A 451-nucleotide genomic window follows, 5' to 3' on the forward strand; every position below is an offset into this window, starting at 1 on the left:
GGTCGGGATGCTGCTCGACGGCGCGCCCCACGGCGCGGTGTACTCGTACTTGGAGCGCATGTCGAACGAACTCGACGACGACGTGAGCTTCAACGCGCCGCAATAATCGGCAGAATTTCTCGGAGTCGCGGGCGGCGTCGCTGTTTGTCTATAAACTGCTGTTATTGGTGATGTGGAGAACTCCTCCAAAGCCCCAGTCGCTCGCTTATAAGCACCTGACCACAGATCGACGGCGAACATCTCCAAAGCCCCAGCCGGGAGGCGGGCGCACGCTCGCTGTCGTTCGAGACGCCGACGGCGTCTCGTGATGACGAGAGAGCTTCGCTCTCTCGAACCACGCTCCTCGGTCACTCACTTCGTTCGCTCCCTGTGGTGCTTGCGTCGTCATCAGAACGCTTCGCGTTCTGATTGGCTCGCGAGAGCGGAGCTCTCGTGAACGCCTGCGCCCGCC

General features: G+C 61.6%; 1 pseudogene. It reads left to right on the plus strand.

What is annotated here, in order from left to right:
- Window positions 1–106, plus strand: a pseudogene (locus EXE44_RS18190) (RNA-processing protein); the annotation flags it as partial.
- Window positions 107–451 lie beyond the last annotated feature (345 nt).

Source organism: Halorubrum sp. SS7 (genome assembly GCF_005435055.1).
GTDB classification, from domain to species: Archaea; Halobacteriota; Halobacteria; order Halobacteriales; family Haloferacaceae; genus Halorubrum; species Halorubrum salinarum.